27 protein-coding genes are annotated in these 22,936 nt (G+C 68.0%); 8 read left to right on the top strand and 19 right to left on the bottom strand.

The annotated features are described in order from the left end of the window. Window position 1: 1 nt before the first annotated feature. A complete protein-coding gene (locus ACFV4K_RS18605; protein ID WP_379276282.1) occupies window positions 2-1,492 on the bottom strand; it encodes an FAD-binding oxidoreductase in 1,491 nt (496 codons plus the stop codon). A 91-nt stretch (window positions 1,493-1,583) separates the two neighbouring features. After that, window positions 1,584-2,180: a TetR/AcrR family transcriptional regulator gene (locus ACFV4K_RS18600; RefSeq protein ID WP_379276280.1), complete on the bottom strand. Its 597-nt coding sequence runs from the start codon at window positions 2,178-2,180 to the stop codon at window positions 1,584-1,586. Window positions 2,181-2,254: 74 nt separating this feature from the next. On the opposite strand from ACFV4K_RS18600, the gene ACFV4K_RS18595 reads away from it, so the two are divergent. Further along, window positions 2,255-3,397 (top strand): acyl-CoA dehydrogenase family protein, encoded by a 1,143-nt coding sequence (locus ACFV4K_RS18595; RefSeq protein ID WP_379276278.1) that lies wholly within the window; start codon window positions 2,255-2,257, stop codon window positions 3,395-3,397. A 232-nt stretch (window positions 3,398-3,629) separates the two neighbouring features. Here ACFV4K_RS18595 and msrA read toward each other — a convergent pair whose 3' ends face one another. Together msrA and msrB are read right to left on the bottom strand one after the other, a co-directional pair. Beyond that, window positions 3,630-4,142 carry a peptide-methionine (S)-S-oxide reductase MsrA gene (msrA, locus tag ACFV4K_RS18590; protein ID WP_379276277.1) on the bottom strand — a complete coding sequence of 171 codons (513 nt, stop codon included), beginning with the start codon at window positions 4,140-4,142 and terminating at the stop codon, window positions 3,630-3,632. Then, complete coding sequence (msrB, locus tag ACFV4K_RS18585) at window positions 4,139-4,594, bottom strand: peptide-methionine (R)-S-oxide reductase MsrB (RefSeq protein ID WP_379276275.1); 456 nt, start codon at window positions 4,592-4,594, stop codon at window positions 4,139-4,141. Before msrB ends, msrA begins: the two co-directional genes overlap by 4 nt. A gap of 103 nt (window positions 4,595-4,697) precedes the next feature. Here msrB and ACFV4K_RS18580 point away from each other — a divergent pair, with 103 nt between their 5' ends. After that, window positions 4,698-5,390: a hypothetical protein gene (locus ACFV4K_RS18580; RefSeq protein ID WP_379276273.1), complete on the top strand. Its 693-nt coding sequence runs from the start codon at window positions 4,698-4,700 to the stop codon at window positions 5,388-5,390. A 12-nt stretch (window positions 5,391-5,402) separates the two neighbouring features. Here ACFV4K_RS18580 and ACFV4K_RS18575 read toward each other — a convergent pair whose 3' ends face one another. From ACFV4K_RS18575 to ACFV4K_RS18540, 8 genes are all read right to left on the bottom strand, one after another. After that, complete coding sequence (locus ACFV4K_RS18575) at window positions 5,403-5,639, bottom strand: hypothetical protein (protein ID WP_379276272.1); 237 nt, start codon at window positions 5,637-5,639, stop codon at window positions 5,403-5,405. Between the two features lie 10 nt (window positions 5,640-5,649). Continuing rightward, window positions 5,650-6,735, bottom strand: coding sequence for a ferrochelatase (locus tag ACFV4K_RS18570; RefSeq protein ID WP_379276270.1), 1,086 nt, complete (start codon window positions 6,733-6,735; stop codon window positions 5,650-5,652). Window positions 6,736-6,772: 37 nt separating this feature from the next. Then, window positions 6,773-7,612 (bottom strand): NADH-dependent enoyl-ACP reductase InhA, encoded by an 840-nt coding sequence (gene inhA, locus ACFV4K_RS18565; RefSeq protein ID WP_379276268.1) that lies wholly within the window; start codon window positions 7,610-7,612, stop codon window positions 6,773-6,775. Window positions 7,613-7,669: 57 nt separating this feature from the next. Continuing rightward, window positions 7,670-8,386: a 3-oxoacyl-ACP reductase FabG1 gene (gene fabG1, locus ACFV4K_RS18560; protein ID WP_379276266.1), complete on the bottom strand. Its 717-nt coding sequence runs from the start codon at window positions 8,384-8,386 to the stop codon at window positions 7,670-7,672. A 49-nt stretch (window positions 8,387-8,435) separates the two neighbouring features. Next, on the bottom strand, window positions 8,436-9,461 hold the full coding sequence (locus ACFV4K_RS18555; RefSeq protein WP_357082389.1) for a VWA domain-containing protein: 1,026 nt from the start codon (window positions 9,459-9,461) through the stop codon (window positions 8,436-8,438). Beyond that, complete coding sequence (locus tag ACFV4K_RS18550; RefSeq protein ID WP_379276265.1) at window positions 9,458-10,432, bottom strand: DUF58 domain-containing protein; 975 nt, start codon at window positions 10,430-10,432, stop codon at window positions 9,458-9,460. The genes ACFV4K_RS18555 and ACFV4K_RS18550 overlap by 4 nt, the downstream gene beginning before the upstream one ends. A gap of 24 nt (window positions 10,433-10,456) precedes the next feature. Continuing rightward, the gene (locus tag ACFV4K_RS18545; RefSeq protein WP_379276263.1) at window positions 10,457-11,668 is read right to left on the bottom strand and encodes an AAA family ATPase; all 1,212 of its coding nucleotides are present in this window, start codon (window positions 11,666-11,668) and stop codon (window positions 10,457-10,459) included. Window positions 11,669-11,832: 164 nt separating this feature from the next. Next, on the bottom strand, window positions 11,833-12,660 hold the full coding sequence (locus ACFV4K_RS18540) for a helix-turn-helix domain-containing protein (RefSeq protein WP_379276262.1): 828 nt from the start codon (window positions 12,658-12,660) through the stop codon (window positions 11,833-11,835). Window positions 12,661-12,762: 102 nt separating this feature from the next. On the opposite strand from ACFV4K_RS18540, the gene ACFV4K_RS18535 reads away from it, so the two are divergent. Both ACFV4K_RS18535 and ACFV4K_RS18530 read left to right on the top strand, forming a co-directional pair. Then, window positions 12,763-13,395 (top strand): cysteine hydrolase family protein, encoded by a 633-nt coding sequence (locus tag ACFV4K_RS18535; RefSeq protein WP_379276261.1) that lies wholly within the window; start codon window positions 12,763-12,765, stop codon window positions 13,393-13,395. Further along, a complete protein-coding gene (locus ACFV4K_RS18530; RefSeq protein ID WP_379276259.1) occupies window positions 13,392-14,027 on the top strand; it encodes a trimeric intracellular cation channel family protein in 636 nt (211 codons plus the stop codon). Before ACFV4K_RS18535 ends, ACFV4K_RS18530 begins: the two co-directional genes overlap by 4 nt. Before the next feature lie 3 nt (window positions 14,028-14,030). On the opposite strand, the gene ACFV4K_RS18525 is transcribed toward ACFV4K_RS18530, so the two are convergent. Continuing rightward, window positions 14,031-14,702: an NAD(P)H-binding protein gene (locus ACFV4K_RS18525; protein WP_379276258.1), complete on the bottom strand. Its 672-nt coding sequence runs from the start codon at window positions 14,700-14,702 to the stop codon at window positions 14,031-14,033. Window positions 14,703-14,921: 219 nt separating this feature from the next. Here ACFV4K_RS18525 and ACFV4K_RS18520 point away from each other — a divergent pair, with 219 nt between their 5' ends. Next, entirely contained in the window at window positions 14,922-15,386 is a 465-nt protein-coding gene (locus tag ACFV4K_RS18520) for an NUDIX hydrolase (RefSeq protein ID WP_357082401.1), read from the top strand. Here the strand turns inward: ACFV4K_RS18520 and ACFV4K_RS18515 are convergent. Further along, the gene (locus tag ACFV4K_RS18515; protein ID WP_379276256.1) at window positions 15,367-16,179 is read right to left on the bottom strand and encodes a LysR substrate-binding domain-containing protein; all 813 of its coding nucleotides are present in this window, start codon (window positions 16,177-16,179) and stop codon (window positions 15,367-15,369) included. The two genes, ACFV4K_RS18520 and ACFV4K_RS18515, sit on opposite strands and share 20 nt — an antisense overlap. After that, window positions 16,176-16,298, bottom strand: a complete 123-nt coding sequence (locus ACFV4K_RS18510; RefSeq protein WP_379276255.1) for a hypothetical protein — start codon at window positions 16,296-16,298, stop codon at window positions 16,176-16,178. Before ACFV4K_RS18510 ends, ACFV4K_RS18515 begins: the two co-directional genes overlap by 4 nt. Before the next feature lie 93 nt (window positions 16,299-16,391). Here ACFV4K_RS18510 and mqo point away from each other — a divergent pair, with 93 nt between their 5' ends. Further along, window positions 16,392-17,864 (top strand): malate dehydrogenase (quinone), encoded by a 1,473-nt coding sequence (gene mqo, locus ACFV4K_RS18505; protein ID WP_379276253.1) that lies wholly within the window; start codon window positions 16,392-16,394, stop codon window positions 17,862-17,864. Here mqo and ACFV4K_RS18500 read toward each other — a convergent pair. Together ACFV4K_RS18500 and ACFV4K_RS18495 are read right to left on the bottom strand one after the other, a co-directional pair. Next, window positions 17,801-18,805, bottom strand: coding sequence for a YncE family protein (locus ACFV4K_RS18500; protein ID WP_379276252.1), 1,005 nt, complete (start codon window positions 18,803-18,805; stop codon window positions 17,801-17,803). The two genes, mqo and ACFV4K_RS18500, sit on opposite strands and share 64 nt — an antisense overlap. Window positions 18,806-18,824: 19 nt before the next feature. Continuing rightward, a complete protein-coding gene (locus ACFV4K_RS18495; RefSeq protein ID WP_379276250.1) occupies window positions 18,825-19,694 on the bottom strand; it encodes an alpha/beta hydrolase in 870 nt (289 codons plus the stop codon). A 110-nt stretch (window positions 19,695-19,804) separates the two neighbouring features. Here ACFV4K_RS18495 and ACFV4K_RS18490 point away from each other — a divergent pair, with 110 nt between their 5' ends. Then, on the top strand, window positions 19,805-20,131 hold the full coding sequence (locus tag ACFV4K_RS18490) for a winged helix-turn-helix transcriptional regulator (RefSeq protein ID WP_379276248.1): 327 nt from the start codon (window positions 19,805-19,807) through the stop codon (window positions 20,129-20,131). Window positions 20,132-20,263: 132 nt separating this feature from the next. On the opposite strand, the gene ACFV4K_RS18485 is transcribed toward ACFV4K_RS18490, so the two are convergent. Together ACFV4K_RS18485 and ACFV4K_RS18480 are read right to left on the bottom strand one after the other, a co-directional pair. Beyond that, window positions 20,264-20,884 (bottom strand): TetR/AcrR family transcriptional regulator, encoded by a 621-nt coding sequence (locus tag ACFV4K_RS18485; protein ID WP_379276246.1) that lies wholly within the window; start codon window positions 20,882-20,884, stop codon window positions 20,264-20,266. Window positions 20,885-21,037: 153 nt separating this feature from the next. Further along, complete coding sequence (locus ACFV4K_RS18480) at window positions 21,038-21,199, bottom strand: hypothetical protein (protein WP_379276244.1); 162 nt, start codon at window positions 21,197-21,199, stop codon at window positions 21,038-21,040. Window positions 21,200-21,545: 346 nt separating this feature from the next. On the opposite strand from ACFV4K_RS18480, the gene ACFV4K_RS18475 reads away from it, so the two are divergent. Next, the coding region (locus ACFV4K_RS18475) for a condensation domain-containing protein (protein WP_379276242.1) at window positions 21,546-22,936 on the top strand (1,391 nt) is incomplete at its 3' end.

Below are 22,936 nucleotides of genomic sequence, written 5' to 3'. Positions count from 1 at the left end.
CTCAAGCCTTGGCGGCCGATTGGTCGAAGACGAAGACGCCAGCCGGATCATAGTGTTTCGCTATGCCACGCAATCGAGTGGAATTGTCGCCGTAATAGGCGTTCGCCCAGTTGGTTAGGCCGGGGTCGATGTAGTTCACGAATGCAGTGTTGCCGGTCAAGGCGCCGAGACCGTCACGCACCTCATTCACGGCGGTCCGCGCCTCCGGTGTGGTGGCGCCGACATAAATCTGTGCGGTGGCCAACGCGCCTCGATAGGGAAAAGCGGTGTCCTTCGCACCGATTCGCGCGGGTGCGCCGGACATGCTGTCGAGTAGAACATCCACCCCGCTGCGTCCGGTCAGCAATGCGGTCAATCGGCTCGGGTCCGCCAGTGGTTTCGTCAGCACTCGCGAGGACGCGGTGAACGACTCCCGTCCGAGCACTCCCGCGCCATTCCAGTCCGGCCGACACTGCTCGACCGAGTAATTCGCGCAACCGCCGAAGTACTTCATCGCCGAGAGGTAATCCTTGGAGAGCGAATACCGGTTGGACGGTTGTGTCTTCGTGGCGGCGACCAGTTTGTCGAGGAGGGCATTCATAGTGCTCTCCGAGCCGACATAACATCCGTTGATCCGGCACGTCGGCGGGCTTCCGGCGGAAATGCCCAGGGTGGACCAGAATTCGTCTGGAGCGGAAGCCGTGAACGTCTGCCAGGCCCCCAGCACATCCGTCAGTGACCCGGCCGGGAAGCGGACCTGGAACACCTCCAGTTGCGGTGCCGCGACGGTCTTGAAGGTGAAGGAGGTGACGATGCCGAAGTTGCCGCCGCCTCCGCCGCGCAGTGCCCAGAACAGGTCGGGTTCGGAGGTCACCGAGGCGGTGCGCACGGTTCCGTCGGCGGTGACCACCTGCGCCGAAATCAGGTTGTCGCAGGTCAATCCGTACTTGCCGGTCAAGACGCCGAGCCCGCCGCCCAGGGTCAGGCCTGCGATGCCCACCGTCGGGCACGAGCCTGCGGGCAGGCAGCGACCGGCCTCGGCCAGGCCGGAGTACACATCCATCAGGCGGGCGCCCGCGCCGATGACCGCGGTGCCGTCCGGTTTCACCTCCACACCGCTCATGGATCCCAGGTCGACGACCAGGCCGTTGTCGGGTGTCGAGTATCCGCCGTAGCTGTGTCCGCCGCTGCGCGCGGCCACCGGGATCCTCGCACTCGCCGCGGCGTTCACGCACGCCTGCACATCGGATGCGTTGGTCACCTGAGCGACCGCCGCCGGACGGCGACTGTCGAACACCGGATTGAATGCCAGTTTGGCTGTTCCATAACCGGAATCGGACGGCAGGTTCAGCGTCCCGGCCAGCTTCTGCCGCAGACCTTCCCAATCGACCTGCCCAGCAGGTGTTTCCGCACGTGGCATACCTTCCGGTTCGCAGCCGGTCACCGAACTCAATCCCGCCAGACCGACTCCGAGCGCGGTCGCCCGCAACAGGTTTCGACGATTGATCGCCATAACGGCGCACCTCCCCCGAGGTCACGCCCGACTGCCGGGCGCGATAACGAACCACTCAACGGTTCGTTATCGCGCCTCGCGACCGATGCGTTTACGCCAGAATGCCGTCGGCGAGCCGCGCCCAGTCCGAGAGAACCTGCTTGCGCCGCAGACGATCTCGGCCCACCATCTCATCGAGGGTCGCACCGCGCACCAAGTTGATGGTGAGCCAGAAGGCGGCTTCCAGACGCTCGCGCGGGACATCCACGAAACGGCCGCAGGCGGCGAGCAGTTCGGCGGTCAGGTCGTGTTGCACGCGCAGCATGTTGCGGCGCAGGTCCTTGTCATTGGCGATGCCGACGTACAACTCCACCGCCGCCTTGCCCAGTTTCCCCGCGAACGGCGCGGTCACCAGTTCGACCAGCACCTCACCCGGCGACGACGCCCCCGGCAGTGTCCGCTCCCGCCGTCGCAGCGCCTCGCCCTGCCGCTGCGTCAGATGCTCGATGGCCTGGGCGAACAACTCCTGCCGGGTGTGGAAGTGGTGCAGCTGCGCACCCCGGGTCACCCCCGCCCGCGCGGTGATATCCGCGATCGAGGCGCTCGCGTACCCGACCTCGGCCAGGCTGTCGATGGCGGCGTCGAGCAGCAAGGCTCGGGTGCGGAGGCTCTTCTCCTGGTGCTTGTTCGGGGGTAGACCGGATACCACGTGGTCAGTCTAGCCGCCTTGCGAAATTGCGTGCTGCCTTGCACGCAATTGGGTGTCGGTCGTACTGTGACCTCATGCCCGTCGATCGTTTGCTGCCCACGTCCGAAGCCCGCGACCTCATCGAGCTCACCCGCGATATCGCGGACAAGGTGGTCGAACCGATCGCGGCCGAGTACGAGAAGCAGGAGCGCTATCCGGACGAGGCGTTCCGGGCGCTCGGCGCGGCGGGGCTGCTGAGCCTGCCGTATCCGGAGGAGTTCGGCGGGGGCGGCCAGCCCTACGAGGTGTACCTGCAGGTGCTCGAGGAGCTCGGCGCGCGGTGGGCGGCGGTCGCCGTCGCGGTGAGCGTGCACAGCCTGTCGTGCCACCCGCTGTTCGTGTACGGCACCGACGAGCAGAAGCAGCGCTGGCTGCCGGACATGCTGTCGGGCAATCTCATCGGCGCGTACAGCCTGTCCGAATCTCATGCCGGTTCCGATGCCGCGGCGCTGCGCTGCCGGGCGACCGAGACCGAGGGCGGCTACCGGATCACCGGCACCAAGGCGTGGATCACCAACGGCGGCAAGGCCGATTACTACACCCTGTTCGCCCGCACCGGCGAGGGCTCGCGCGGCATTTCCTGCTTCCTGGTGCCCGCCGGCACCGAGGGCCTCACCTTCGGCAAGCCCGAGGAGAAGATGGGCCTGCGCGCGGTCCCGACCACCAGCGCCGCCTACGACGACGCCTTCGTGCCCACCGAACGCCTCCTCGGCGCACCGGGTCAGGGTCTCCCGATCGCGTTCAGCGCTTTGGACTCCGGCCGCCTGGGCATCGCCGCCGTCGCCACCGGCATCGCGCAGCGCGCCCTCGACGACGCCGTCGCCTACGCCAAACAGCGCGAAGCCTTCGGCCGCGCCATCATCGACCACCAGGGCCTGGGCTTCGTCCTCGCCGACATGGCCGCCGCCGTCGACTCCGCCCGCGCCACCTACCTCGACGCCGCCCGCCGCCGCGACGCCGGACTCCCCTACTCCCGCCAGGCCAGCGTTGCCAAACTCGTCGCCACCGACGCCGCCATGAAGGTCACCACCGACGCCGTCCAGGTCCTCGGCGGCTACGGCTACACCCAGGACTTCCCCGTCGAGCGCTACATGCGCGAAGCCAAGATCACCCAGATCTTCGAGGGCACCAACCAGATCCAGCGTTTGGTCATCGCTCGGTCGCTGGCCAACGACTGAGCGGCGGCCGAACAGCAGGGTTCAGCCGTCCCGCGTGGGGACGCGGGACGGTGGTGAAAGACGTTCAGCAGCTGCCGAATTGGCACCACAAGGGCGACTGCTGGTAGCCCGGGGCCGCCGGGCGCGACCCACGGAAGATCAATGCTCGGTCCGGCCTCGGTCCAATCCCGGGATCAAGCGAAAAGAAGGGCCTCACCGGGGCGAATGCCGCGATGAGGCCCTTCTTTCACTGCTATGCCGTGGTCTCGCGGCGGGGCAGCTTCCAGCCCGGACGCGGGAAGTGGCAGGTGTAGCCGTTCGGGTAGCGGACCAGGTAGTCCTGGTGCTCCGGCTCCGCGTCCCAGAACGCGCTCGCCGGGGTCACCTCGGTGACCACCTTGCCCGGCCACAGGCCCGAGGCGTCCACGTCGGCGATGGTGTCCTCGGCGACCCGCTTCTGCTCGTCATCCAGGTAGAAGATGGCGGAGCGGTAGCTCGAGCCGATGTCGTTGCCCTGCCGGTCCTTGGTGCTCGGATCGTGGATCTGGAAGAAGAACTCCAGCAGCGCACGGTAATCGGTCTGCGCCGGGTCGTAGACGATCTCCACGGCCTCCGCGTGCCCGGGGTGATTGCGGTACGTCGGGTTGTCATTGCGGCCGCCGGTGTATCCGACCCGGGTGTCGACCACACCGGGCTGGCGCCGGATCAAGTCCTGCATGCCCCAGAAACAACCACCGGCCAGAATCGCCTTGCTCGTATCGGTCACGCTTCCTCCTTCATGAACAGCGTCTTGTACTGTCCGTAGCCTTCGGATTCCAGATCGTCGAGATGCACGAACCGCAGCGACGCCGAGTTGATGCAGTAGCGCAGCCCGCCCGCGGCGCGCGGACCATCGGGGAACACATGGCCCAGATGGCTGTCACCGTGCACCGACCGCACCTCGGTGCGCACCATGAAATGGCTGACGTCGCGCTTCTCGGCCACATTCGTCGCGTCGATCGGCTTGGTGAAACTCGGCCACCCCGATCCGCTCTCGAATTTGTCCGTCGACGCGAACAACGGCTCCCCGGACACCACGTCCACATAGATACCGGGCTCGTGGTTGTCCCAGTACTCGCCGGTGAACGCCCGCTCGGTGCCGTTCTCCTGGGTGACGTGATACTGCTCGGGCGACAGCGCCGCCACCGCCGCCGGATTCCGGTTGTACTCCCGTGCCACATGACCTCCTTGGTAGGCCTCAGCTACAACCCACCCTGCCCGACGGAAAGTCCGTCCGCGAGCCCGCGTCATACTTCTGTCACCTTTGGGCATACTCACGAAGGTGAGCGCACCCGGGAACGAGACCGACGACGATCAGGTACCCGCGTGGGCGCGACGCACGGCCGGGGAATCGCGGTGGGCGGCCACCGCGGCCGTCGTCGGGATCCTGCTGGTGCAATACCTCCTGCCGCCCGAATACTCGGCCGGGCCCAATTGGGTCGTGCCGATCGTCGGGTTCGCGCTGCTGTTCATCCTGGTGATCGCCAACCCGGTCCGGCTCGACCGCGAGGACGACCGGCTGCGGCGATTCAGCCTGCTGCTGATGGCGCTGCTCGGCTTCGGCATGGTGTGGTCGGTATCCCACCTGGTGAAATCGCTGATCAACGGCACAGCCCCCGACAACGCCGCCGGTCTGCTCGGCTCGGGCGCCGCGGTCTGGCTGTCCAATGTGCTCGTGTTCGCGCTCTGGTACTGGGATTTCGACCGGGGCGGTCCTGCGGCGCGTGCCCACGCCCGCAGGCAGTATCCGGATTTCCTGTGGGTCCAGATGCAGAATCCGGAACTCGCCGACCCCGACTGGGAACCGCAATTCCCGGATTATCTGTATCTGTCGTTCACCAACGCGACCGCCTTCAGCCCCACCGACGTGATGCCCATGACCCGCTGGGCCAAGCTCCTCATGATGGTGCAGTCCGGCATCTCCCTCGTCACCGTGAGCCTGGTCGTCGCCCGCGCGGTGAACGTCCTGAGCTGACAGGCGAACCCGTCAGCGGTTGAAGAACATGTCGGCGACCAGCATGACCACCGCGATGGCGACGAACGCCGCGGCGAACATGATGGATTGGCCGATGGTGCCGACGATGCCGGCGGCCAGGAACAGGGTCAGCACGGGGGCCCAGACGAACATGTCCGGGGAGCCGAACGTGCGCTGTGGTTTGCGGGCGGCGGTGCCGCCCGAGGCGGGCTGACGGCGTTGCGGGGTTCCGCGTCCGGGGGTAGTCACCTGGGCGACACTACAATTCGGCGGCCGCCGGTGCCACCGCGGGCCTGCGGGGCGGCAGCGCACAGCAGCCGACCACGCACGGCGCGCCGTCGACTGTGCAGCCCAGGCCGGTGATCTCGCTCAGACGGGCCGGGGCGGCGGCGGTCAGGTACTCCTGCACCAGATCGGCGACCATGCGCGCGAAACGCGGGTCCGGGCCGGGGGTGGCGGCACGGGCGAAGGCCATACCCAGTTCGGCGGCACGCTCTTTCGCCTCGTTGTCCAGGTCCCAGATGACCTCGAGGTGGTCGGAGACGAAACCGACCGGGCACACCACGACCGAGCCCACGCCCTGTTCGGCGAGCGTGTCGAGGTGGTCGACGATGTCGGGTTCCAGCCACGGCACCTGCGGCGGGCCCGAGCGCGACTGCCACACCAGGTCGTAGGCCTCGAATCCGGTTGCCTCCGCGCACAATCGGGCCGCCTCGGCGACCTGACGGCTGTAGAGACGCTGTTCGGCGGGCGGACCGGAGGCGATATCGGCGGAGACCGGCACGGAATGCGCGGTGAAGACCAGGCGGGCCGAATCGCGCTTGTCCTGCGGCAGTTCCGCGACCGCCGCGCGAATCGCGTCCGCGAACGCTGCCACGAACAGCGGATGATCGAAATATTGGCGCAGTTTCACCAATTCGGGGGCATCGGCGACCGCGGCGCGGGCGCGCGTGATGTCCTCCTGGTACTGCAGGCAGCCCGAATACCCGCCCCACGCGGAGGTCGGGAACACCAGCGCCGAGCGAATCCCGTCCGCGCGCATGCCCTCGACGGCCGCCTCGACCATGGGATGCCAGTTGCGATTGCCGAAGTACACCGGCAGATCGATACCACGCACGGCGAATTCGGCCTCGATCGCCTTGATGATGTCGAGGTTCAGCGCATTGATCGGGGACACTCCCCCGAAGTGCAGATAATGCTGAGCGACCTCGGCGAGGCGTTCCGGCGGCACGCCCCGGCCCCGAGTGACGTTCTCCAGGAACGGCATCACGTCCTCGGGGCGCTCGGGACCGCCGAAGGACAGCAGTAACAGGGCGTCCACTTCACGAGCCGCGGGCTCACCCACTACCGCTCTCCTCCTCGGACAATCGAACCGCAGACGATCAGTTGGCGCCGAAACCGGATTCCGGGAACCAGGTGTTGTGGCTGGCTCCGCCGTCGACGTAGATGATCGAACCGGTGGTGCCGGGCAGCCAATCCGACAGCAGCGCGCACACGGACTTGGCGACCACGGTCGGGTCGTCGACGTCCCAGCCGATCGGGGACGCGCCGTCCCAGTACTCGTTGAGCATGTTCAGCTGCTTGGCGTCATCGGTGGCGGTGCCGGCGATGGCCTTGGCCGCGAGGGTCTTGATCGGACCGGCCGCGATCAGGTTGGAGCGAATCTTCTTGGCGGCGCCCACCTCCCGCGCCACGTAGCGGTTCACCGACTCCAGGGCCGCCTTGGCGACACCCATCCAGTTGTAGAACGGCATCGCGGTGCGCGGATCGAAGTCCATGCCCACGATGGAGCCGCCCTCGTTCATGGCGGGGAGCACGGCGCGCGCCAGCGAGGCGTACGACCAGGCCGAGATCTCGAACGCCTTGGCCGCGTCCGGGCCGGGGGCGTCGAGGAAGTTCACCGCGTCCGGGCCCATCAGGGTCTTGGGCGCGAAGGCGATCGAGTGCAGCACGCCGTTGATGCCCTCCGGAGCCAGCTCACGCAGCTTCGCCGGCAGCTCGGCCAGGTTCTCCTCGCTGGTGACGTCCAGGCCGATGGCCGGGGGCACCTCCTGCGGCAGACGCTTGGCGATGCGGTCGATGAGGCGCAGCCGCTCCGGGATGCCGGTGATGATCACCTTCGCGCCCTGCTCCTGCGCGACCGCGGCCGCGTGGAAGGCGATGGACGAGTCGGTGATGATGCCGGTGATGAGTACGGTCTTGCCTGCGAGCAATCCAGCCATGGGGTGGTGGGTTCTCCTCGTTCGAAATGTCAGGGGCGAGAGCGGGTTCGGGTGGGCCTAGTGGCCCATGCCCATGCCGCCGTCGACGGGGATGATCGCGCCGGAGACGTAGCCGGAGTCCTCGGAGGCCAGGAAGCTGACCACCGCGGCGACGTCCTCGGGCTGGCCGAGACGCTGCAGCGGGATGAACTTCTTGGCGGTGTCGCGCAGGTCGTCGGGCAGCTCGGCGGTCATGTCGGTCTCGATGAAACCGGGCGCGACCACGTTGGCGGTGATGTTGCGCGAACCGAGCTCGCGGGTCACCGAGCGGGCCAGGCCGACCACACCGGCCTTGGAGGAGGCGTAGTTGATCTGGCCGGGGCCACCGCCCAGACCGACCACCGAGCCGAGGAAGATCATGCGGCCCCAGCGGGCGCGCAGCATGGCGCGGTTGGCACGCTTGGCACAGCGGAAGGCGCCGGTCAGGTTGGCGTCGATGACCCGGGTGAACTGCTCCTCGGTCATGCGCATCAGCAGCGTGTCATCGGTGATGCCCGCGTTCGCGACCAGTACCTCGACCGGACCCTGGTGCTCCTCCACCTCGGAGAACGCCCGATCGACCGATTCGCTATCGGTCACATCGCATTTCACGCCGAAGAGACCCTCGGGAACGCCGGACCCGCGGTGGGTGACGGCGACCTTGTGTCCGTCGGCGAGCAGGCGCTGGGCGACCGCGAGCCCGATGCCGCGATTACCGCCGGTCACCAGGACCGACCGGGATGTGATGTTCGACATAGACGCAAACCTATCTGTTCGTGTTCGGGACTCGGCGCGCGGTACCGATTTACGGCAGACGCTGACGATAGAGCAACGCGGCCACCAACCCGGCGGCAGTCACCACCAAACCCAGCAGCAACCACGGGCGGCTGGCGTCGGCGACGGTCGTCTCGAAGCCGATCTGCTCTTCCAAGTGCGCGTAGACGTTCTTGAGTTCTTCCAGCGTGGAGGCGGTGAAGAATTCGCCGCCGGACAGTTTCGCGATCTCGCGCAGCGAATCGTCGTCCACCGGGACGCGGACCCGCTGGGAGCCCTTGCCGTCCTGGTCGGGGATCTCCACGGTGCCCCACGTGGTGCCGAACGAAATCGTCGACACCGGAATGCCTTTCTCCTTCGCCAGACGCGCGGCGGTGAAGCCGTGGCGGGGATTCTCGACATCCTTGTCGTCCGGGACGGTCTGCTTACCGTCGGACATGAGCACCACCTGGGCCGGCGGCGGCTTCTCGGCACCCGGCAGCACCGAGGCCAGGGTGTCGATGGACTGCAACGCGGTCAGGATGCCCTCACCGGTCGCGGTGCGCTCGGCCAGCTTCATGGTGTCGATGGCGGCCTTGACCGCCTCCCGATTCGTGGTCGGCGACACCTGCACCGACGCGGTGCCCGCGAAGGTGACCAGACCCAGGTTGATGCCCGGCGTCAGATTGTCCGCGAATTCCTTGGCGGCCTTCTTGGCCACCTGGATCCGGCTGGGCGGCACATCGGTGGCCTCCATCGACAGCGACACGTCGATCACCAGGATCACCGTGGCGCGGTTGCGGGGCACCTTCTTCGCCGCGGTCGGACCGGCCGCGGCGAAGGTGAGGAACATGAGGCCCACCAGGGTCACCGCGACGGGAATGTGCCGCCACGGTTTCGGCTGCTTGGGCGCCACCTTCTCCAGCATCTCCATATTGGAGAAGCGCAGCATCTGTTTGCGACGCCGCTGCTGCATCAGGATGTAGATCAGCGCCGCCAGCGCGATCACGGCCAGGAAGGCCAGCCAATACTGGTAGGCGAAATGCGAAAGGCTGAAGGTCAGCTCGCCGATAGTCACTGCCGCGGCACCCGTCCGGCATTCGGGGCGCCAAAGGTGTGGCGCCGGGTGGACACGAATCGAACCACGTCCGCGATCCAGTCGCCATCGGTGCGCAGGGTCATCACCGGCGCACCACAACTGCGCAACGCCTGCTCGACCTGATCCCGATGGCCTTGCGCGGCGCGCGCGAAATCGGCGCGGAGCGTGGGGGTCACACTGAATTCCCGGGTCCGTCCGGTCTCCGGGTCGTGCAGGACCACATCGCCCAGATCCGGAAGCTCCAGATCACGGGGGTCCAGCACCTCGACACCGAGCAGGTCGTGGCGGCCGGAGATGGCGCGCAGCGACCGCTGCCAGTCGATATCGCCCAGGAAATCGGAAATGACCACGGCCAGACCGCGTTTGCGCTGCGGTCTGCGCAATGCCTCGATCGCGTCGCGCAGGTCGCCTCGGACACCGTCCGGGGCGTGCGGGGTGGTCGCGATCTTGCGCAGCAGCGACTGCTCGTGCACCCGGCCGCTGCGGGCCGGAATGCGGATCAGCTCATTGCCATTGGTCACCACCGCGCCGATCCGGTTGCCGCCGCCGCTGGTCAGATGCGTGACCGCGGCCGCCGCGGCGACCACCAGATCCCGCTTCTCGCACAGCGCGGTACCGAAATCGAGGCTGGCCGACAGGTCGACCACCAGCCAGGTCTCCAGCTCGCGGTCGGCGATCATCTGCCGGACGTGCGGGTGGGTGGTGCGGGCGGTGACCGACCAATCCATCTGCCGCACATCGTCGCCCGGCTGATACATGCGGGCATCGCCGGGCTCGGAGCCGGGACCCGGGATCAGGCCCAGGTGGTCACCGTGCAGCACGCCGTCCAGGCGCCGGCGCACGGTGAGTTCGAGCGTCCGCAGCGCCGCCGACAACCGCGGGTCGGTGAGCTGACCCTGCCGGAACGAGGGCGGGGCGTGCGGGGAGTCGCCGGGAGTTGAGATCGTCACGGGCGCAGTCGATTCCGTGGCCACCTACTTCGGCTGCGGCTGACCGGGGACGCCGGGCATCTGACCGTTCGGAGGCTGCGGGATGCCCTGCTGCGGCGGCTGCGGAATGCCCTGCGCGGGCACGGCCGGCTGCTGCGGGATGCCGGGCTGCGGCACGACGGCGGGCATCGGGGCGGGCGCGCCGGCCGGGGCGTTGGCCTGGGCGGCGACCTGCGGCAGGCCGACGGTCTGCAGCACGCGCTTGATCACGTCGTCCGGGCTGACCTCGTCGGCCAGCGCGTCGTAGGACAGCACCAGGCGGTGACGCAGCACGTCCGGGATCACCTCGACCACGTCTTGCGGGACCACGTAGTCGCGGCCGCGGATCAGGGCCACCGCGCGGGCGGCGGCGATGATGCCCAGCGAGGCGCGCGGGGAGGCACCGTAGGCGATCCAGCCGGCCACATCCTGCATGCCGAAGTCGGCGGGCTTGCGGGTCGCGGCGATCACCCGGACCACGTAGTCGACCAGGGCGTGGTGCACGAAGGTGTTGGCGGCGACGTTCTGCAGCCGCACCAGCTCGGCGGGGTCGAGGACCCGCTTGGGCTCCGGCGGGGTGACACCCATCCGGTAGATGATCTCGCGCTCCTCCTCGACCGAGGGGTAGTCGACGACGACCTTGAACAGGAAGCGGTCGCGCTGCGCCTCGGGCAGCGGGTACACGCCCTCGGACTCGATCGGGTTCTGAGTCGCCATGACCAGGAACGGATTCGGCATCGGGTAGGTCTTGCCGCCGATGGACACGTGCCGCTCGGCCATCACCTCGAGCAGTGCGGACTGCACCTTCGCGGGCGCGCGGTTGATCTCGTCGGCGAGCACGAAGTTGGCGACCACCGGGCCCAGCTCGGTGTCGAACTCCTCGCGGCCCTGCCGGTAGATGCGGGTACCGACGAGGTCGGTGGGCACCAGGTCAGGAGTGAACTGCACGCGCGAGAAGCTGCCGCCCACCACGGTCGCGAAGGTCTCCACGGCCAGGGTCTTGGCGATACCCGGCACACCTTCGAGCAGCACGTGCCCCTTGGCGAGAACACCGACCAACAGCCGCTCGACGAGCCGATCCTGACCGACGATCACGCGTTTGACTTCGTAGATCGCCTTTTCCAGGGTCTGGACATCGCGCTCGAGGGTGCTCGGAGCCGAAGGTGCGTCCTTCACCGTGCTTACCCCGCTCACACCGTCAGTCGAAGTCACCAACATCCCCGCTTTCGCCTTGGTCCTGTGCGTTCCGCCCCAACTATTCCAGGTATCTCGCGCGATTGCCGCACCCGCCCGCGATCGGGACGCGAATTTCGGCCGCGAGATCCGAAATTCGGCTATTTCCCAGCCGCCGTCGAGCGCCCCGGCAACCGGTCCCGGTCAGCTTACGGACCGGTGAGAGTCCGCAGCGCGCGGTGCGAATCGGTGCCGGGCTCGGCACTGTAGAGGACCAGGGCGCGGGCGGCCGGGTCGTCGGGCAGGATCAGGAATTCGAAGTCCAGGTGCAGGTCGCCGACCCGCGGGTGGGTCAGGTGATAGCGGCCGTGCGCGAGATCGCCGACATCGTGGGTCTCCCACATGTAGCGGAACTGGTCGCTGCTCACCGACAAGGCCGCGACGAGCGCGTGCAAGGCGGTGTCGTTGGGCCGCGCACCGGCGCGCAGGCGCAGGTAGGTCACCACACGGCGGGCCAGATCGGGCCAGGCGGGGGCGGTCAGGCGACGGACGGCCTCATGATGGAAGACCAGGTGCGCCCAGGTGCGTTCGGCGGCCGGGACGGTCGCGAAATCGATGTCGAAGACCGCGGCGGCGGCGCGATTCCAGGCCAGAACATCGGTGCGGTGGCCCACCACGTAGGCGGGCGTGGGATCGAGAGCCGCCACCAATTGGCGCAGGCGCGGGCGGACTTCCGGCGCTTCGACCGGTTCCGCGACGGGCGGGTGAGCCAGATTGTGCAGGTGCAGGCGCTCGGCGGGACTCAGTCGCAGCGCGTTCGCGATGGCATCGACGACCGCATCGGACACATTGTCCACGCGCCCGCGCTCGACCCGGACGTAGTAGTCGACGCTGATCCCGGCCAGCTGGGCGAGTTCCTCACGACGCAGGCCCGGGACACGACGGCGGGTGCCGAACACGGGGAGTCCCACCTCCTCGGGACGCAGACGCGAGCGGCGGGAGCGCAGGAAGGCGCCGATCGGCGCGGGCTGGTCCACGAACGGCCATCCTAAAGGGGGTCCCGCAAACCCCGGTTCCGGCGAACCCAGGGACGAACCGGGTTCTGGTTGCGGGATTCTCGGCTCGCGACGATCGATCACGTGAAACGCGCCTTGATCGTCATCGATGTCCAGAACGAATACGTGGTCGGCAAGCTGCCGATCTCCTATCCCCCACTCGATATCAGCCTCGCCAATATCGGCGCCGCGATGGACGCCGCGTCCCGCGCCGGGATCCCGGTGGTCGTGGTGCGGCACGCCTCGCCCGCCGACTCGCCCGTATTCGCCCGGGGCAGCGTCGGTTTCGAACTCCACCCAACCGTCGCGAACCGTCCGCACGACGTGGTCATCGACAAGGCCCTGCCGTCCAGTTTCACCGGCACCGGGCTCGCCGAGTGGCTGGCCACCCGCGACATCGACACCGTGGCGATCTGCGGGTACATGACCCAGAACTGCAACGAGTCCACCGCGCGCGACGCCGTGCACCGTGGATACGCGGTCGAGTTCCTCGCCGACGCCTCCGGCACACTCACGCTGTCGAATCGTGCGGGTTCGGTGAGCGCCCGCGATCTGCACGAGTCGGTGCTGGTGGTGATGCAGTCCCGCTACGCGGCCGTGGCCTCGACGGCGGAGTGGATCGAAACCGTCACCGGCGGAAACGAATTGGAACGCTCCAACCTGCTGGACAGCACGGCCGAGGCCCGGCCGAAGACCTCTGCCACCGCGCGGCCGTGAGCGCGACGCTCCACATACCGGTCTGGCTGGATCTTGCGGCGGTGGCGACCGGCGCACTCTCCGGAACCGTCACCGTCACCCGCCACCGCGATCGCATCGACGCGATCGGGGTGGCGGTCATCGCCATAGCCACCGGTCTCGGCGGCAGCATGCTGCGAGACATCGTGCTCGGCCAACTCCCAGCAGCACTGCGCAGCGACCGCTATCCGGTCGTGGCATTGCTGGCCGCTGCCGCGGGCATGAGCTTCGCGCCGCTGCTCGTGCGCGCGACGACGCTCCTCGCCGTACTCGATGCGGCGGCGCTCGGCATGTATCTGGCGCTGGGAATCACCAAGGCGCAGGCCATGGGACTCGGAGCCACCGCTGCGGTCCTGGTCGGGGTCCTCGCCTGCACGGGCGGCGGAGTCGTGCGCGACATGCTGCTCGGTGATCCGGTCGGCCTGGTCCGGGTCGGATCCTGGTACGTCACGGCCGCTCTCGGGGCGGCCGGGGTGTTCCTGCTGTGCCAGCCTCGAACCGGGCTCACCGTCGCCACGGCGGCCACCGTCGTGACCGCCTTCGGATTGCGGTCCGCCGCATTGCGGTGGCGGTGGTCGACCCGGGCCGTCGGGCAGCTACACCTCCGCGGGTAGCCGCTACTTCCGGGCCGTGGTCGACCGCTCGAGCACCAGTTCCACGGCGTCCGCGACGGCCGTGTGGCCGCCGGTGAGTTCGATGATCTGCCGGTTGAGGGCCGGGCGGTGCAGGGCCACATCGATGAAGGCGGCCACGTCGTCGCGGCGGACATCGCCGTACTCGAGCGCGAGTCCGGCCGCGACCAGGCCGGTTCCGGGTTCGTCGCGCAGCGCGCCGGGGCGGATGATGAGCCAGTCCAGGTCGGTGCCGACCAGGTAGGCGTCAGCGGTCTTCTTCACCCGCATGTAGTGCTCGAAGCCGGCGCTGGTCTCGCGGTCGCGGCCCGCGTCGGGGAACACCGAGACCAGGACGAAGCGGGCGACACCGGCGAAGCGGGCGGCGTCTGCGGCTTTTTCCAGACCGCGGCCGTCGATGAGGCTGGTCTGGTCCATGCCGGTGCCGTGCGCGCCCGCGGAGAAGACGATGGCGTCGTGGCCGTGGAATTTGGCGGCCAGGTCGTCGACCGAGTCGGCGATCAGGTCGCCGGGCACCGGGGTGGCGCCGGTCGCGGCGATGATCTCGGCCTGCGCCGGGCCGCGGTGCATGCCGGTGACCTCGTCACCGCGGGCGGTGAGCAGGGTCGCCAGGCGGCGGCCGATGCCGCCGGCCGCGCCGATCTGGAACACCTTCACGATGACTCCTCTCATAGGCGGTACCGGTCCAGCCTCCCACCCCGGCGCGGTGGTGGCACGCAGGCATTTCGGGCCCGTGTCGAGAAAGTTTCCGGACCCTGGATCGCTGGGACGGAAGTGCGCCTATTCTTGCGAATGTCTCTGCCGCCGACCGTTTCTCCGCCGGTAGCGTTATCCGTATCGGTCGACGGTGTCCGGTGATACGGGATGTGGTGTGCAGTGTGGGATTTCGAAGTTTCGCCCGGGCAGTCCATCGGCGAAACGGTGTTGCAGGAACTGCGGGAGCGGGCCGCCTCGGAGGGAGTCGCGCTACGGGTAGGGGTGGTTGTCGAGCACAATGACTCGGTGCTGATGCTCGAGCACGAGGAGCACGTCGAAGGGCGCAGTCCGCTGCACCTACCGGGCACTGTCGTGCGCCCGGGCGAGTCGCTGGCCAGCGCGGTGGTGCGGGCGGTGCGCGAGGAGACCGGTCTGGCGGTCACCGATATCGTGCGCCACCTCGGCAGCTTCGACTACCTGTCCAGCGCCGGGAAGCCGGTGCGCCGGGAGCATTTCGCCGCGGTGGTGGCCAGCGCCGGACCGGTGCGGGTGACCAACTACGCCGAATACCGGTGGGTGCCGCTGACCGGGGACCTGCCGGTCACCTCGTCGATCCGGCGCATCCTCACGACCTATCAGGAGTAGCCGGGTCCGCGCCGCGCCCGAGATACGACAGGGCCTGCGCGGCAACATGATCACGCAGGCGTGCCACCGCGGGAGTCGGGCGGTGGCCGCCCGAGACCAGGCCGATGCTGCGGTCCCGCGCATCGGCCAGCGTCACGCGTGACAGGCCCGGGTGGGCGACCTCCGGGGCGGGCAGCACCGCGATGCCGAGATTCTGGGCGACCAGGGCGCGCAGCGTCTCGAACTCGGTGATCTCGAAGCCGACGCGCGGGGTGAATCCGGCCTCGGCGCACCAGGAGTCGACCAGGCGACGCAGATGGTAGGTCGGCGGGTTGGCGATGAACGGCTCGTCGGCCAGTTCGGCGAGTTCGACCTCGGTGCGGGTTGCCAGCGGGTGGGCGTCGGCTACGTACAGGTGCAGGCGCTGGTGGCCGAGGATGATCGCGGGCAGGTCGTCGGGGGCCGGGATGGTGACGGCCAGATCCAGGCGGCCGTCGCGGACCATGTCGGTCAGGGCGCTGCCGTGAGCCTGCACGAGGTGTAGGCGGATGCGGGGTGCGCCCGCGTGGAAATCGGCCAGGAGTGACGGGATGCTGACCGGGCCGAGGGTGAACGGGAAACCGAAGCGGACCAGGCCGCTGTCGGGGTCGGCGTCGCTGCGGACCACGTCGACGGCGTCGCTGAGGGCCTGGACCAGGCCGCGGGTGCGTTCGTGCAGTTCCTGACCGGCGGCGGTGAGGGCGATGCGGCGACCGACCGGTTGGAAGAGTTTCACACCGACCGCCTGCTCGACCGCCTTCAACCGGCGACTCACCGATGATTGCGATACGCCCAGGAGCTGCGCTGCGTGACGTGCCCCTCCCCCGCGGCCGCGTCGAACGCCGCGAGTAGCGGGATCAGGGCCTCCACCTGCGACGACGGCAATTCATCCATATTCGGATCATAATCGCGCGGAATGAACATTGGACGGATGGATACGTCCGGCGTGACGATGACGGAGTACCCGCCGACCAGGAGGTCACGCAGATGGACGAGCACACCGCACCCACCGAAACCCTCACGGACACAGAGATTCTCGACGTCGTACTGATCGGCGGCGGCATCATGTCGGCCACTCTCGGCGCGATGATCGCGGCGCTGCGACCGGATTGGTCCATAATCCTGGTGGAGCGGCTCGACCGGGTCGCGGCCGAGAGCTCCGATCCGTGGAACAACGCGGGCACCGGGCACTCAGGCCTGTGCGAACTCAACTACATGCCGGATCCGGGCGACGCGGGCAAGGCGGCCGAGATCGCGTCGATGTTCGCGATGTCACGGCAGTTCTGGGCGGGACTGGCCGAGCGGGGCGCGCTGGCCGATACCGGATTCGTCACGGCGACACCGCATATGGATGTGGTGTTCGGCGATCGGGATGTCGCCTATCTGCGCCGGCGATTCGAGACCCTGCGCGCACTGCCCGCGGTCGCGGCCATGGAGTACAGCGAGGATCCCGCCGTCATCGCGGACTGGGCTCCCCTGCTCATGGCTGGCCGGGACCCGGGGCAACCGGTGGCCGCCACCCGGTTCGAGGCGGGCACCGACGTCGATTTCGGGGCGCTGACCGGGTCGCTCGTGCGAGCCATGACCGACGCGGGCGCGCAGGTGCGCACCGGTCACGAGGTGAAGGGACTGCGTCGCGACGCCGACGGGATCTGGACCGTGACGGGACGGGATCGGAACGGCAACCGGCGCTTCACCATCCGCGCCCGTTTCGTGTTCGTGGGAGCGGGCGGATACGCGCTGAAGCTGCTCCAGCGGGCCCGCGTCCCCGAGGTGCGCGGTTACGGCGTGTTCCCGGTCGGCGCGCAGTTCCTGCGCACCGACAACCCCGAGGTCGTGGCCCGGCACGAGGCGAAGGTCTACAGCCAGGCTCTGCTGGGCGCTCCCCCGATGTCGGTGCCGCACTTGGACAAGCGCAATGTCGGCGGTGAGTCGTCGCTGCTGTTCGGCCCCTACGCGACGTTCAGCACTAGGCTGCTCAAGCACGGCAGACTGATCGACCTGTTCACCACGCTGCGGCTGACGAACATCGTGGTGCTGGTGGCGGCGGGACTGCAGAATCTGCCGCTGGTCCGCTATCTGATCGGCGAGCTGCTCGCGACCCGGCGGCGCAAGTTCGCTGAGCTGCAACGCTTCTACCCCGATGCCGATCCGGCCGACTGGTATCTCGTCCAGGCCGGACAACGCGCGCAGCTGGTGAAGCCCGACCTCGACCGGGTGGGTGTGCTGACCATGGGCACCGAACTGGTCACCGGCGCCGACGGCACGATCGCGGGCTTGCTGGGCGCGTCCCCCGGCGCGTCGACCGCTCCCGCGATCATGATCGAGCTCCTCGAACGGTGCTTCCCGCAGCAGCGTTCGGACTGGCAGCCGGGCCTGCGGCAGCTGGTGCCGGGCTACGACGAGGGCTCGAACTCCCAGAGCACGGGCCCCGACGCCGCGGTGGGGATCGAGAAGTAGCTGTGATGATCGGCCGGATCGACCACGACGATGTGCGCGCCGTCGGCCAGGTGCTCGGCCCCGATCGGAGCCGGGTGCCCGGTGCGGGCGTCGAACGCACTGACCCAGCCGCTCTCGGCGGCTATATAGATGCGCTGCGCGCCGGGATCGTAGGCGAGTACGTCGGGGGTCCGGCCGACGCTGTTCCGGTCGGTGACAGCGTGTTTCGCCAGATCGACCGTGACGAGCGTGGCGTTGTCCTCGCAGCCGACGAACATCAACCGCCGAGCCGTGTCCAGCGCCTGACCGTGCGGCCCCGAGCAGCCGGGCGTCGGAATGCGGTCGGTGACCGACAGCGCGCCGGGGTCGACGACCGCCAGATCGCCTCGGCCCTGCACCGCCACGATCATGTGGTCGGGACCCGGGTCGTAGACGACATTGCCGACCTGGCCGCCCAGAGTGACCGTGCCGCGGGACTTTCCGGTGTCGGCGTCGACGACCGACTCGCTGCCCGCGCGCTCATTGGTGGTCCAGACCGCGTCGCGCACCGGGTCGTAGGCCAACCCGTCCGGATACCTCCCGGTCGGCGCGGTGAACAGCACCGACCCGCTGTCCTCGTCCAGGGCGACGAGCTGATCACGCCCGGTCACCGTCGCGTACACCCGGCGCTTCTCCGGAACGACCAGCACGCCATGGACATCCGGGGTATCGGCGATCGTGCGCACCACGCGGTGCGCGCGGACGTCGACCTCGACGATCTCGCCGGCCCCCATATGCGCCAGGAACAGCAGCCCACGACCGGAATCCAAGCTCGCGTAATCGAATCGGGCCGAGCCGCCCGGCAGGGCCACCTGGGCGACCTTCCGCAGCTGCAGCGCTCCGCCGGTCGTGTCCGGGCCGGATGAGCAGCCCGCGACCAGTGCGATCGCGGTCAGCGCCCACCCGGCTCGTCTCGACCACATCCGGCTCACCTCACGCGGGTCAGCAGACGCCGCGGAACAATGCGGCGGCCGCGTCGGCGGCGGGCTCGATCAGCCGGGGATCGTCGTAGAAGTCGATCTGGCCGACCGAGTCCAGCCACAGCTCCGATTTCGGGGATGCCACTCCAGCGTAGAACTTGTGCGCCCACGGCGGGACCAGGGCGTTCTCCGAGTGCACCAGCAGGAACGGCACCGACAGCCGGGCCGCCGCCTCCTGGGCGTCGAAACCCGCGGTGTGCTCGAAGGATTCGACGGCGAAACCGTTCGTGTAGTTGGGGACCACGCCGCGCGGGGTGCCGTAGTACTCGAACGCCTCGGTCAGGGGCATGGCCACATCGCCGTTGTCGGCGGCCACCGCCGGGATGGTCTCGACCTCGCCGGTCGCGAGACGGCGCTCCCGAGCCAGGCGGCCGCGCTCGACCACCGCCGGATCGGCCGGGTTGGCGGCCGCGTCGGCGTACACGCCCGCGACACCGGCGAAGGCGCGCAGTCTCGGGTCGTCGGCGACCGCGCGGGCCATGTAGCCGCCACCGGCGCAGACGCCCAGTGCGACCACGGACTTACCGGTGAAACGCGCGTCCGCTTCCAGCGCCGAGACGGCGGCGCTGATGTCGGCGGCCTTGCCCAGCGGGTCCTCCAATTGCCGCGGCTCCCCGGTGCTCTCGCCGAAGGTCCGGTGGTCGAAGGCCAGGGCCGCGAACCCGCGGCGCGCCAGCGCCTCGGCGTAGACGCCCGCCGCCTGCTCCTTGACGGAGGTCAGCGGGCCGGTCGTGACCACCACACCGGTGGGCTCGCCCTCCGGCAGATATAGCATGCCGACCAGTCGGTCTCCGGCGCGGGTGAAAGTGAACGGAACTGTGCTGACAGTCATCTGGTGCTCTCGTCCTCGAAGTCGTCGCATTACGGTGAAACAAGACGGTAGGCGCGGACCCACGCCACCGATAGAAGGCACTTCGAAGTGCCCTTCCGAACGGAGGCGCGATGGACCTGGTGATCCCCGACGTACTCGAGGAATCCTGCACCACCCGCCAGGCCCTCGAACGCCTGGCCGCCAAATGGCGAATCCTGCTCATCTACGCCCTGCTCGACGGCGCCCAGCGCCCGGCCGCGCTGCGCCGCCGCCTGCCCGGCATCACCCAGAAGGTGCTCACCGAAACCTTGCGCGGCATGGAATCCGACGGGCTCGTCGAACGCCACGTCTTCAAGGAGACCGCCCCGCAGCACATCGAGTACTCCCTCACCGAACTCGGCAAGTCGCTGCAGACCCCGCTCGCCGCCATCTGCGCCTGGGGCGCCGACCACCCGTGACCGAAAGGTCGGCGCACCACACGCAGGCCGTCGAGGATGAACAGGCCCTGATCCGATAAATCGATGGGCCCCAACGGTTTCACGTTGGATTCGAGATCCCGCTCGGTGTCGGTGACTCGGGTATCGGCATTGCTACTCCTCGTGAAGGTCGAGCAGCCGCACGATCGCGCCGGCCGCCCACTGCTGATATTGCACATCACTCCACCCGCTGACCGCGGTGAGGAGCCGGTAGATCTCATTGCTGAATACCGACTGGACCGCATCGGTTTCCAGCTCGGTCAACGGCCGCCCGGCCGCCGCGGACACCAGTGCGGTGCGCGAGATGCGTTCCTGTGCACGGCTTCTCGTGTCCAGTTCGGCGAGTTCCGCGTTTATGCGGGCCGCGCTGTCGAGGACCCGGCGCAGTTCGGCGGTGCGCCGGTAGTTCCCGACGATGACCTCCGCCAGCGTGGCGACGCGGGTCGCGAGCGGACCCTCCCCCACGCCGAACCACTCGTCGAGTGTGATCTGCGCGTCGTCGCAGACCACCGCGATGTCGAGGACGGTCTCGAGCAGCGCGGTTTTGTTCCCGACGCTCGCGTACACGGTCTCCACCGAACATCCCGCTGCGCGGGCGACATCGCGCATGGACGTGCCCTCCCAGCCGCGCTCGATGAACAGTCGCGTGGCGACCTCGACGACCTGCTGCCGGGTCCGCGCCGCCGTCTCCTGACGGAGCGGCGACTCGTAGCGGCGGGGCTTGGCAGGTGGCACACCAAAAGTATGGAACGGCTAGGTATTCAACACAAGACTGTTCCAGTTATTTACCACAGAACCGCCGATTGACAGGTTGCGCCATGTTCGCCAGTGACCCTCCCATTGAGGGTTCAGAGCTCGAGAGAGATCAGCTCTCGATCTGGTCTCGACTCACCGCTCTGTAATTTTCACGACTAAAATACGCAAATATCGCAGGTCAAACCCCATGAACCAACGCTCGCCCATACGGATCACACGCTGTGAGGCACAACCTTTTCCAACATTTTGATCAATAAACCGACTGGTTGCGGCAACGCGGCGCAGAATCATCATGGACAGTCGCTTTTCAAGTAGGGAAGGTCGACATGGCGTCAGTCGACACTGCGATCAAGGGCATACTGGACAGTTTTCCGGGAGGTCGGAGGGTGATTCGGGGGTCGGGGTGGACGCGATGTAGCGAACGAATGCCGGGCACGCGCCGACGTTGGAACATACGAACCGGTTGGTACTCGCTGTAATGATCTCGGTGGCAGACCCGACGTACACAGCAATGCGGGTGTCGGAGTCACACCCTGCCGCCATATTCCATGGTCCCCGGACCGGGCGCGTGTGAGCGTATCCACAACCGGCCCTCGGGCGTTTTGAGTTCCCGACATGACGTTGTTTGCTGGAGGTCGAAATGCGCCAATTGCACAGTGGCATCGGAAGCAATCCTGATCAGCCAGAATCGTTGCCAAGCGGCACATTTCATTCATCACACGAGGTCTTTCCGCTGACATCCGCGCAGCGGGGAATCTGGTTCGCCCAGCATCTCGCGGTCAACACACCCATATCCGTCGCCCAATACGTCGAGATCGTCGGCGAATTGGACGCCGAACTCCTGGCCGAAGCCTGCCGAACGGCAGGTCGGGAGTTCGGGTCGGGGCATACTCGTCTGATCGAGATCGACGGCGAGCCATTCCAGTACGTCGACGCCGAGAACGGCGCCTCGGTGTGGGTCGAGGACTTGCGACAGGAAGCCGATCCGGTGGCGACGGCGCATCGCAGAATGACCGAGGACTATTCCGCGCCTCTGGATCTCGTGCGCGACTCCCTGGTGACCGCCATCATCTTCCAGGTTGGCGACGACCATTACCTGTGGTATCAGCGCGCGCACCACATCGCGCTCGACGGGTTCGCGGCGGTGACCATGCTGCACCGCATGACCGAGCTGTACAACGCATGGATCACGTCCGCGGAGCCCCCGGCGTGCCTGGCCCAGGACCTGCGGCTGGTCGCCGAACAAGATCTCGCGTACCGCGATTCGACGCGGATGGAGAACGATCGCGCCCACTGGATGGAGCACCTGGCGGGCGCACCGGCGGTCGCCAGTCTGGCGGCCCACGTCAACAAGCCCACCATTCATCCGACGCTCGTCAGCACCGAACTCGCCGACGACACCGCGCATCTGCTCGACACCGTCGCGCTCGACCACGACAAGAGCGTCACCCCGATCATCGTCGCCGCATTCGCGGCCTATCTGGCGAGAATGACCGGCAACGACGAAGTTCTCCTGAGCCTGCCCGTGTCGGGCCGGCATTCCGCGGTATTGCGGCGTTCGGGCAGCATGGTGGCCAATGTGGTCCCGTTGCGCATCCGGGTCGCGGATCGCACCGTCGGCGAACTGATAGCGGCGGTGAAAAGCGAATTGACGAGCGCCCTCCGGCGGCAGCGGTATCGCCAGGAGGACATATTCCACGATATGGGAATCGCGCGCGACGAGGCCGCCTCGTTCGGCCCCGCCGTGAATCTCATGATGGTGGAGAACGAAGTCGTCCTGGGCGAGACGACGGGCCGTTTGCACGTGCTCACCTCCGGCCCCACCTCCGACCTTTTCGTCAACATCTACCCGGGCGCGGGCAAAGAGAGCACGCTGATCGACTTCCAGGGGAATCCGAATTCCTACAGCCACGACGAACTCGCCGGTCACCATCGGCGATTCCAGATGTTCCTGCACGAATTCCTGGCAGGCGGATCCGACTGCCGGGTCGGCGGTCTGCCGCTGCTCGACGTCCGGGAACGCGACGAGCT

It is taken from the genome of Nocardia sp. NPDC059764 (genome assembly GCF_042732555.1).
Taxonomy (GTDB): domain Bacteria; phylum Actinomycetota; class Actinomycetes; order Mycobacteriales; family Mycobacteriaceae; genus Nocardia.
Note: the sequence above shows the minus strand (reverse complement) of the source record. Positions and strands in the feature narration are given on the sequence as shown.

Excerpts from the sequence above, each read along its gene's own strand:
- ACFV4K_RS18605 (WP_379276282.1), bottom strand. The coding sequence starts at position 1,492 with ATGGCGATCAATCGTCGAAACCTGTTGCGGGCGACCGCGCTCGGAGTC.
- ACFV4K_RS18595 (WP_379276278.1), top strand. The coding sequence starts at position 2,255 with ATGCCCGTCGATCGTTTGCTGCCCACGTCCGAAGCCCGCGACCTCATC.
- ACFV4K_RS18545 (WP_379276263.1), bottom strand. The coding sequence starts at position 11,668 with ATGTTGGTGACTTCGACTGACGGTGTGAGCGGGGTAAGCACGGTGAAG.
- inhA (WP_379276268.1), bottom strand. The coding sequence starts at position 7,612 with ATGGCTGGATTGCTCGCAGGCAAGACCGTACTCATCACCGGCATCATC.
- ACFV4K_RS18480 (WP_379276244.1), bottom strand. The coding sequence starts at position 21,199 with ATGATGATTCTGCGCCGCGTTGCCGCAACCAGTCGGTTTATTGATCAA.
- ACFV4K_RS18490 (WP_379276248.1), top strand. The coding sequence starts at position 19,805 with ATGGACCTGGTGATCCCCGACGTACTCGAGGAATCCTGCACCACCCGC.
- mqo (WP_379276253.1), top strand. The coding sequence starts at position 16,392 with ATGGACGAGCACACCGCACCCACCGAAACCCTCACGGACACAGAGATT.
- fabG1 (WP_379276266.1), bottom strand. The coding sequence starts at position 8,386 with ATGTCGAACATCACATCCCGGTCGGTCCTGGTGACCGGCGGTAATCGC.
- ACFV4K_RS18510 (WP_379276255.1), bottom strand. The coding sequence starts at position 16,298 with ATGGATGAATTGCCGTCGTCGCAGGTGGAGGCCCTGATCCCGCTACTC.
- ACFV4K_RS18500 (WP_379276252.1), bottom strand. The coding sequence starts at position 18,805 with ATGTGGTCGAGACGAGCCGGGTGGGCGCTGACCGCGATCGCACTGGTC.
- ACFV4K_RS18495 (WP_379276250.1), bottom strand. The coding sequence starts at position 19,694 with ATGACTGTCAGCACAGTTCCGTTCACTTTCACCCGCGCCGGAGACCGA.